Below are 9,260 nucleotides of genomic sequence, written 5' to 3' on the forward strand. Positions count from 1 at the left end.
TAGCGCGCTTCCCTGACACGGAAGAGGTCACTGGTTCGATCCCAGTATCGCGCACCACAGAAAGCCCCGGTAAATCCGGGGTTTTCTCGTCTTTGTGCTGGTCGGCTCCGGCGATTCGTGACGTCCACTCTCCGGCGGCCCGTACCTGGGGCGAGGGGCGCCCGGCTCTCAACGATAGACTCGGGGTTTCGAATCACTTTCTGGAGAGGTTCCCGTGACTTTCGCCTCACCATCCTCGGACGTGTCCCTTCCGGCCGACGGATTCGCCCTGTTTCCCGACCGCTCCGTGGTCGCGCTGCGTGTCAACGGCGAGCTGAAGGACCTCGCGTTCGTCGTCGGCGCATCCGATGCGGTCGAGCCGGTGACCGCCGACAGCGCCGACGGTCTGTCGATCCTGCGGCACTCCGCCGCACACATCCTCGCCCAGGCGGTGCAGCGCATCAGGCCGCAGGCGAACCTGGGCATCGGCCCGCCGATCACCGACGGGTTCTATTACGACTTCGGGGTTGACGAGCCATTCACGCCGGACGATCTCAAGGCGGTCAAAAGGGAGATGGAGCGGATCGTTCGCGAGAACCAGCGGTTCGTGCGCCGCATCGTGAGCGAGGAACAAGCGCGCGCTGAGATGGCGGGGGAGCCGTTCAAGCTCGAGCTGATCGACTTGGCCGGCGGGCCGGGTTCGGGCGCGAACGCCGCCGAAGGCGTTTCAGTCGAGATCGGTGCGGACGAACTCACGATCTACGACAACGTCAATCGCGACGGCGAGACGGTGTGGAAGGACCTTTGTCGTGGTCCGCACGTGCCGGGCACGCGCGTCGTCGGCAATGGTTGGGACCTCACGCGCATCGCGGGCGCCTATTGGCGCGGGAGCGAGAAGAACCCGCAGCTCCAGCGGATCTACGGAACCGCATGGGCATCCAAGGAGGAACTGCGCGCGTACCAGCAACGGCTCGAAGAAGCCGCCAAACGCGATCATCGCAAGCTCGGCAAGGAGCTCGACCTCTTCTCGTTCCCCGAAGAGATCGGCTCCGGCCTGTCGGTGTGGCATCCCAAGGGCGGGATCATCCGCGGTGAGATGGAGCAGCACGCTCGCCGCCGACACGTCGAGGCCGGATACACGTACGTCTACACGCCGCACATCTCGAAGGAGGACCTCTTCCTCACCTCCAACCACCTCGTCACCTACCGTGAGGGCATGTTCCCCCCGATAGTGATGGATGAAGAGCGCGACGCAGACGGCAACATCACCAAGAAGGGCCAGGACTACTACCTGAAGCCCATGAACTGTCCGATGCACATCCTGATCTACAAAGAGCGGGCGCGCAGCTATCGCGACTTGCCCATGCGGCTCGCGGAGAACGGGACCGTGTACCGCAACGAGCTGTCGGGCGCCCTCCACGGGCTGACCCGCGTGCGCGGGTTCACTCAGGACGATTCGCATCTGTTCGTGACATCCGATCAGCTCGAGACCGAGACGGCGCGGGTCTTGGAGTTCGTGATCTCGATGCTCCGAGACTTCGGGCTCGAGGATTTCGAGCTGGAGCTGTCGATGCGCGATGACGAGAAGTCAAAGTGGATCGGTTCTGACCAGTTCTGGGAGTACTCGACCAACGCGCTACGTCACGTCGCGCTCGCGAGCGGACTGAAGGTGACCGAAGTGCCCGGCGAAGCCGCGTTCTACGGTCCCAAGATCGACCTCAAGACCCGCGATGCGATCGGCCGCACCTGGCAGCTGTCCACGGTGCAAGTGGATGTGAACTTGCCCGAGCGATTCGACCTGGAATACACCGGTCCAGACGGCGAGAAGCATCGCCCGATCATGATCCACCGCGCGCTCTTCGGCTCGATCGAGCGATTCTTCGCAATCCTGCTCGAACACTACGCTGGGGCGTTCCCGCTGTGGCTCGCGCCGGTTCAGGTCGTCGCGATCCCCGTCGCGGAGCAGTTCGCAGACTACCTGGACGAGATCGTCGATCGCCTCCGTGCCTCGGGGATCCGCGCGGAGGTGGATCGCTCCGATGACCGGATGCAGAAGAAGATTCGCACCCATACGACACAGAAAGTGCCGCTGCTGCTGATCGCGGGGGAGCAGGATCGCTCGGCGGGCACCGTCTCCTTCCGCTTCCGCGACGGGTCACAGACCAACGGAATCCCCGTGGACGAGGCGATCGAGAAGATCACCTCGTCGCTCACCGACCGTACGCTGGTAAATACCGCGGAGGACCTCGCGTGAGCGAGCCCTCGCCGTCGGCGCTGATCGATGCCGGTACCTTGGCCGGCGTGCCCGACGGATTCCAACGGCTTTGGACGCCGCACAGGATGGCCTACATCACCGCAGGCGCCGAGGTCAACCGGGGGAGCGGTTGCCCCTTCTGCGTCGCGCCGGACCTGTCCGATGCTGATGGACTGATCGTCCACCGCGGGCGCAGCGCCTATGTTCTCCTGAACCTGTTCCCGTATAACTCGGGCCACCTTCTCGTATGCCCTTACCGACATGTGGCGACCTATGATCAGGCGAGTGCCGACGAGGTCGTCGAGATCGCAGAACTCACCCAGACCGCGATGCGGGTCCTCCGCGAGGTATCGCACTGCGATGGTTTCAACATCGGCATGAATCAGGGCGCCGTGGCCGGAGCGGGAGTCGACGAGCACCTCCACCAGCACATCGTCCCGCGGTGGGCCACGGACGCGAACTTCTTTCCGATCATCGCACGCACCAAGGCTCTGCCTCAGTTGCTCGGAGACGTGCGGGCCTCCCTGGCATCCGCGTGGCCCGCGGATTGAACGTCTCGCTTCGGTCAGCGGACCCGCGTGACCTCGAATTGCATTCGCGGGTGGGCGTAGAACTCCTGCGACTCAACCAGCTGGAGCTCGCGCGCTCCAGCGTCGTAGGTGTTCTTCAGTAGATCGAACACACTCGAGACGGTGCGGGCAAGCGCGTCGGCCGCATCGGCGCTGTCGGTGAAGTGTGCTGTGAAGAGCGCCGCGGTCACGTCGCCCGAGCCGTTTGCCTTCATCGGAAGCCGCGGCGTCTGTGCCATCCACGCTCCATCTGCGGTCACGGCGAGCATCTCGATCGTGTCCTCCGGCCGGTCGGGGCGTTCCACCGAGGTCACGAGGACCGTGGACGGACCGAGCGAGCGGGCGGCATCGGCGGATGCCAGGGTGGAAGCCAGACCGGCCGGCTCGGTGCCGGTGAGGAAGCCGAGCTCAAACTGGTTCGGCGTGATGATGTCCGCGGCCGGCACCACCTGCTCGCGGAGGAGAACCGGGATGGCCGGCGCCACGAAGCATCCGCTGGTCGCATTACCCATAACAGGGTCACACGCGTAGATCGCCGCGGGGTTCGCGGACTTCACTCGCTGCACGGTGTCGAGGATGACTTCCGCGATGCCTTCGCTCCCCTGATAGCCCGAGAGGATCACATCGATGTCTCCGAAGACGCCGCGCTCTTCGATGCCCGTGATGACATCGCGAACGTCCCCAGGCGAGATGAGCGGACCCCGCCATGACCCATAGCCCGTGTGGTTGGAGAAGTTCACCGTGTAGACCGGGAGGACCTCCACACCGATGCGCTGCAGCGGAAAGACGGCTGCCGAGTTGCCGACGTGGCCGTAAGCGACGGCGGACTGGATGGAAAGGATCTTCACGGACGGATCATCCCACTTTCCGGATAGCGGCGGCCTTGACCGCGGCGGACAGATCGGATGCGAGACGATCGGCGTCGGCATCTGAGAGGTCATGGACGGTCAGCCGCAGGTGGAAGACGGCGGCCTCATCGGCGAGCACGAATTCGTCGCCGGGTCGCGCGAACCATCCGCGGCGCATCAGCTGCTCGGCGACGACGCGCGCCAGCACCGGGACCCTTACCCACAGATTGAGTCCGTCACCCGGCGTCGCGTCGACGCCGTGATCGACCAGCCGCTGTGCGAAGGCAGCATTTCTGGCCGCATAGTGCGCGGCCGCGGTCTTGATGCCGCCGCGTGTTTCCTCGTCGGTCATCAGAGCGTATGTGAGGCGCTGCAACAGGTGACTGACCCAGATCGTGCCGGGACTCAGCCGCATCGCCAACCGCTCCGCAGTGTCAGGATCGCTGGCGGTGACAGCGAGGCACATGTCGGGGCCGAGGAACTTCGAGACCGATCGGATGAGCGCGTAGCGGCGATGGCCGGAGCCGATGAGCGAGTGGAAGGGGCGCGATGAGAGCAGAGAGAAGTGATCGTCCTCGATCACGAGCACATACGGATGATCTGCCAACACGACGCGCAGGGCACGGGCACGCGCATCGCTGAGGCTCGCGCCTGTGGGGTTCTGCGCACGCGGCGTGCAGACGACAGCCCGTACGCCGGCCGCGAGCGCCGCTTCGAGCCCGGCGACCGTCATCCCCTCTTCGTCCATCGGGACCGGGACGACGCGATAGCCGCCGAGCCGCACGGTGTTCATGCTCGAGAGGAAGCAGGGGTCTTCGAGAGCGACGGCGTCGTCGCGAGTGAGCGTCTGCGCGAGGAGTCGTTCGATCGCGTCCGAAGCGCCGCTGGTGATCGTGAGCCGCAGCGGCAGGTCGTCCGCGATGTCTTCGCGCATCCACTGCGTCGCCCACGACTCCAGATCGCGGTCGATCACCGGCTCACCGTACAGCACCGTTCGGCCGCCGAGGACCGGTAGGACGCGTTCCAACGGCGGGATCAGCGCGGCATCCGGATTTCCGGTGCCGATGTCGCGCAGGATGCTGTCGGTGGCGTATCCCTCTTGAGCGACACGCTCCGGTTCCGCGACGAGTGTTCCGCCGCGACCGCGACTGACGACGAGTCCGGCCTGGGCGAGCTGGCGATACGCGGCCATCACGGTGTTGCGGTTGACGGCGAGCCGCTCGGCGAGCGCCCGCACCGGTGGCAGAGCAGCACCCGGCCGCACCGCGCCGCGCTCGATGAGCACGCGCAGGCTGTCGGCGATCTCAAGGGCGGAGGCGCCCCGAATGCCGTCGTCCACCGGATCGTCCTGGCTCATGTCGCTTTCCAGTCTATCGGCTTGGTACGTGGTAGTTTTTGACCTAAGCCAATCATCAGATGTTCGGCGCCCCGCGCCGGAAGGAGTTCCTCGTGTCCACTCCCGCCACCGGATCGTCCCGCGTCAAGCGCGGCCTCGCCGAGATGCTCAAAGGCGGCGTCATCATGGACGTCGTCACGGCCGACCAGGCCAAGATCGCCGAGGATGCCGGCGCGGTCGCGGTGATGGCGCTCGAACGGGTGCCCGCCGACATCCGCGCACAGGGCGGAGTCTCGCGCATGAGCGACCCCGACATGATCGACTCGATCATCGACGCGGTCTCGATCCCCGTCATGGCAAAGGCTCGAATCGGCCACTTCGTCGAGGCGCAGATCCTGCAGGAGCTCGGCGTGGACTATATCGACGAGTCAGAGGTGCTCTCACCGGCTGATTACGCCAACCACATCGACAAGTGGGGCTTCACCGTGCCCTTCGTCTGCGGTGCCACGAACCTCGGTGAGGCTCTCCGCCGCATCACCGAGGGCGCCGCGATGATCCGTTCGAAAGGGGAGGCCGGCACCGGCGACGTCTCGGAGGCGATGAAGCACATTCGAAGGATCCGCGGAGAGATCGCCGGGCTCGCCGCGCTGTCGAAGGACGAACTCTATGTCGCAGCGAAGGAGCTGCAGGCACCCTACGACCTCGTTGCCGAGATCGCCGAGACCGGAACTCTTCCGGTCGTCTTGTTCGTCGCCGGCGGGGTCGCCACCCCGGCCGACGCCGCGATGATGATGCAACTCGGCGCCGATGGCGTCTTCGTGGGCTCCGGAATCTTCAAGAGTGGCAACCCCGCGGCGCGCGCGGCCGCGATCGTGAAGGCGACCACCTTCTTCGATGATTCCAAGATCGTGGCAGAGGTCTCGCGTGGGCTCGGCGAGGCGATGGTGGGCATCAACGTGAGCGACCTTCCCGCACCGCACCGCCTGGCCGAGCGTGGCTGGTGACCGCTCGGCTCCCGGCATCCACCTCGCCTGTGTCCCGGTTTCGGTCGCCAGCAGCGTTACCGAGCGACCGAAACCGGGACACAGTCGGTCGAGAGTGGGACGCAGGGGCGTGATGACCGAGTGCGGGAAGCGCGACGGGAGCGCGAGCGGATGCCGGTGAAGGTCGGGGTGCTGGCCCTGCAAGGTGACGTGCGAGAGCACGTGGGCATGCTCACCCGTCTGGGTGCCGACGTCTTGCTCGTGCGCCGACCCGAGGAGCTCTCCTCGGTGCAGGGGCTCGTCCTGCCCGGCGGCGAGTCCAGCGTGATCGACAAGCTTTCGCGCGCCTTCGGAATGCAGCAGCCGATTCGCGCCGCGATCGCAGCCGGCCTGCCGGTATACGGCACCTGCGCAGGGCTCATCCTGCTGGCCGACCGCGTCACCGACGGAATCGCCGGTCAAGAGACCTTCGGCGGGCTGGCCGTCACGGTACGGCGCAACGCCTTCGGCAGCCAGGTGGACTCGTTCGAGACGGAACTCATGGTTCCGACTCTCGGTGAGCCACCCGTGCACGCCGTGTTCATTCGTGCTCCTCTCGTGGTCGACTCCGGCCCGGGGGTGGAGACGCTTGCGACCCTGGCCGACGGCCGCATCGTCGCGGTGCGTCAGGGGCTGCTGCTGGGCACGGCTTTCCACCCCGAGGTGACCGGCGAGACCCGCTTCCACGAGCTCTTCCTCGATGCGGTGCGCTCCGCCTGAGGCCTACCCGGCACACACCAGGTCGCAGGCCGATCGAGCCCGAACGCCATCGGAATAGACTTGTCCTCATGTCCGGACACTCCAAATGGGCCACCACGAAGCACAAGAAGGCCGTCATCGACAGCCGACGCGCCAAGTCGTGGGCCAAGCTGATCAAGAACATCGAGGTTGCCGCGAAGCTCGGCGGGCCTGACCTGCAGGGCAACCCGACGCTGTTCGACGCGGTCCTGAAGGCGAAGAAGACCTCAGTACCCAAGGACAACATCGATCGCGCGATCAAGCGCGGTGCCGGCATCGGCGGCGAGTCGGTCGAGTATGCATCGATCACGTACGAGGGTTATGGCCCCAACGGCGTCGCGCTCATGATCGAGTGTCTCACCGACAACAAGAACCGCGCGGCCGCCGAGGTGCGCACAGCCCTCACGCGCAACGGTGGGACGCTCGCCGACCCGGGCAGCGTCGCCTACAACTTCACCCGCAAGGGCGTCATCGTCGTCAGCGACGAAGGTACGAGCGAGGATGACGTCATGCTCGCAGTGCTCGACGCCGGCGCCGAAGAAGTAGAGGCCCACGCGCAGGGCTTCGAGGTCATCACCGAGGCGAGCGACCTCGTCACGGTGCGCTCCGCCCTGCAAGCGGCGGGAATCGAGTACGAATCCGCAGACGTCGAGTTCGTCCCGAACCTCAAGGTCGAGATCGACGCCGACACAGCGCGCAAGGTCTTTCGTCTCATCGACGCTCTCGAGGACAGCGATGACGTCCAGAACGTCTTCAGCAACTTCGATCTCACGGCTGAGGTTCAAGCCGAACTCGAAGACGACACCGACGAGTAGTGAGCGTTTCGGGCGCGGATGCTGCCCGCTTCGCGCGTAGCGTGGGGAAGTGGCCTCCGCTCTTCGCGTTCTCGGAATCGATCCCGGCCTGACCCGCTGCGGCCTCGGTGTGATCGATGTCGCCCGTGATCGTTCGGCATCGCTCGTGCACGTCGGCGTCGTCCGGTCTGATCCGGAGTCGCCGATCGAGCAGCGACTGGCCACGATCGCCGCCGGCATCCGTGCGGTTCTCGTCCAGCATCAGCCGCACGTCGTCGCCGTCGAGCGCGTGTTCGCTCAGCACAACCGAAGCTCGGTCATGGGGACAGCACAGGCGAGCGGCATCGCCCTGTTGCTCGCCGCCGAGCATGGACTGCCCGCCGCGACCCACACGCCCTCCGAGATCAAAGCCGCCGTCACCGGATACGGGGCCGCCGACAAGCTGCAGGTGCAGACGATGGTCGCGCGGGTGCTGCGGCTCGACGCGCTGCCACAGCCCGCAGACGCCGCCGACGCCTTGGCGCTGGCGCTCTGTCATGCCTGGCGACGCGGACCGTCGCCCGCCGTGACGGGCAACGGCGCCCTGACCCCTGCGCAACGCGCGTGGACAGATGCCGAACGCCGTGCCCGTCGCTGATCGAGGCGTGTCGCTCGAACAAATCTGCGAACCGCTCCTTAGGCTCGCACCATGATCTCTTCGCTCCGCGGCCGGGTGCTCCATCTGGACGTCGACCACCTCATCATCGAGGTCGGCGGCGTCGGCTTTTCCGTCGCAGTGACACCCCAGGTGTCGCGCGAGGTCCACCTCGGCGACGAGATCCTCCTGCACACGAATCTGATCGTCCGCGAAGACGCGCTGTCACTCTTCGGATTCCGGAGGCGCGACGAGCTCACAGTCTTCACGCAGCTGCTCGGCGTCTCCGGCGTCGGACCGAAATCGGCGCTGGGAGTCCTCGCGGCGCTTTCGGTCGCGCAGATCGCCGATGCCATCACCGCCGAGGATGATGCGCCGTTTCGCCGTGTCTCAGGGATCGGGCCGAAAACGGCAAAACTCATCGTCGTCCAGCTGGCGGGAAAGCTCCAGTCTGTCGAGGTCCCGGCGAGCCGCGGTGCGACAGAGTCGTCGATCACGGCGCAGGTGGCTGCCGCCTTGGTTGCGCTCGGATGGAATGAGCGCACGAGCGTGCAGGTGGCGGCGGACGTCGTTGCCTCGGCGACACAGGCTGAGCAGAGCTCGATTCCGGCGTTGCTGAAGTCGGCACTCGCCCAGCTCGGACCCGCCCGAATGGAGCGCACCGGTGTCTGATCCGCTCGACCAGGGACTTCCCGAAGACGAGGTCGAACTCGCCGTCGAGGGAGCGCTGCGTCCCGCGTCGCTCGCGCAGTTCATCGGGCAGCACAAAGTTCGCGGACAGCTTCAGCTGCTGCTGGATGCCGCTCGCATTCAGCAGCGTCCGGCCGACCACATCCTGCTCTCCGGCCCTCCCGGACTCGGCAAGACAACCCTCGCGATGATCGTCGCCCATGAAAGCGAACGTCCGCTGCGCATGTCGAGCGGCCCGGCGATCCAGCACGCCGGGGACCTTGCCGCGCTGCTGTCGAGTCTCATACCCGGGGAAGTCCTCTTCATCGACGAGATCCACCGGATGGCCCGCTCGGCCGAAGAGATGCTCTACCTCGCGATGGAGGACTTCCGCATCGACATCATGGTCGGCAAGGG

At 66.0% G+C, this 9,260-nt stretch carries 10 protein-coding genes; 8 read left to right on the forward strand and 2 right to left on the reverse strand.

All coding sequences use genetic code 11. From position 1 onward, the window contains the following. The first annotated feature begins 241 nt into the window (after positions 1-241). Positions 242-2,233, forward strand: coding sequence for a threonine--tRNA ligase (gene thrS, locus QZV81_RS02635; RefSeq protein WP_292832068.1), 1,992 nt, complete (start codon positions 242-244; stop codon positions 2,231-2,233). After that, on the forward strand, positions 2,230-2,784 hold the full coding sequence (locus QZV81_RS02640; protein WP_292832071.1) for an HIT domain-containing protein: 555 nt from the start codon (positions 2,230-2,232) through the stop codon (positions 2,782-2,784). Before thrS ends, QZV81_RS02640 begins: the two co-directional genes overlap by 4 nt. Positions 2,785-2,798: 14 nt before the next feature. Here QZV81_RS02640 and pdxY read toward each other — a convergent pair whose 3' ends face one another. Further along, on the reverse strand, positions 2,799-3,650 hold the full coding sequence (pdxY, locus tag QZV81_RS02645) for a pyridoxal kinase PdxY (protein ID WP_292832074.1): 852 nt from the start codon (positions 3,648-3,650) through the stop codon (positions 2,799-2,801). Between the two features lie 7 nt (positions 3,651-3,657). After that, positions 3,658-5,007 carry an aminotransferase class I/II-fold pyridoxal phosphate-dependent enzyme gene (locus tag QZV81_RS02650; protein WP_292832077.1) on the reverse strand — a complete coding sequence of 450 codons (1,350 nt, stop codon included), beginning with the start codon at positions 5,005-5,007 and terminating at the stop codon, positions 3,658-3,660. Positions 5,008-5,066: 59 nt separating this feature from the next. Between QZV81_RS02650 and pdxS the strand changes: the two genes are divergently transcribed. From pdxS to QZV81_RS02680, 6 genes are all read left to right on the forward strand, one after another. After that, a complete protein-coding gene (pdxS, locus tag QZV81_RS02655; protein ID WP_292832080.1) occupies positions 5,067-5,990 on the forward strand; it encodes a pyridoxal 5'-phosphate synthase lyase subunit PdxS in 924 nt (307 codons plus the stop codon). Between the two features lie 150 nt (positions 5,991-6,140). Then, positions 6,141-6,728, forward strand: a complete 588-nt coding sequence (pdxT, locus tag QZV81_RS02660) for a pyridoxal 5'-phosphate synthase glutaminase subunit PdxT (RefSeq protein ID WP_292832083.1) — start codon at positions 6,141-6,143, stop codon at positions 6,726-6,728. A gap of 68 nt (positions 6,729-6,796) precedes the next feature. Then, on the forward strand, positions 6,797-7,561 hold the full coding sequence (locus QZV81_RS02665; protein ID WP_292832085.1) for a YebC/PmpR family DNA-binding transcriptional regulator: 765 nt from the start codon (positions 6,797-6,799) through the stop codon (positions 7,559-7,561). Between the two features lie 49 nt (positions 7,562-7,610). Continuing rightward, the gene (gene ruvC / locus QZV81_RS02670; RefSeq protein ID WP_292832088.1) at positions 7,611-8,177 is read left to right on the forward strand and encodes a crossover junction endodeoxyribonuclease RuvC; all 567 of its coding nucleotides are present in this window, start codon (positions 7,611-7,613) and stop codon (positions 8,175-8,177) included. A 51-nt stretch (positions 8,178-8,228) separates the two neighbouring features. Beyond that, the gene (ruvA, locus tag QZV81_RS02675) at positions 8,229-8,846 is read left to right on the forward strand and encodes a Holliday junction branch migration protein RuvA (RefSeq protein WP_292832091.1); all 618 of its coding nucleotides are present in this window, start codon (positions 8,229-8,231) and stop codon (positions 8,844-8,846) included. Then, positions 8,839-9,260 (forward strand): AAA family ATPase (locus QZV81_RS02680; protein ID WP_292832094.1); only part of this gene is annotated, 422 nt, incomplete at its 3' end. The genes ruvA and QZV81_RS02680, both read left to right, overlap by 8 nt.

The organism is Microbacterium sp. (assembly GCF_011620665.1).
Lineage (GTDB): Bacteria > Actinomycetota > Actinomycetes > Actinomycetales > Microbacteriaceae > Microbacterium.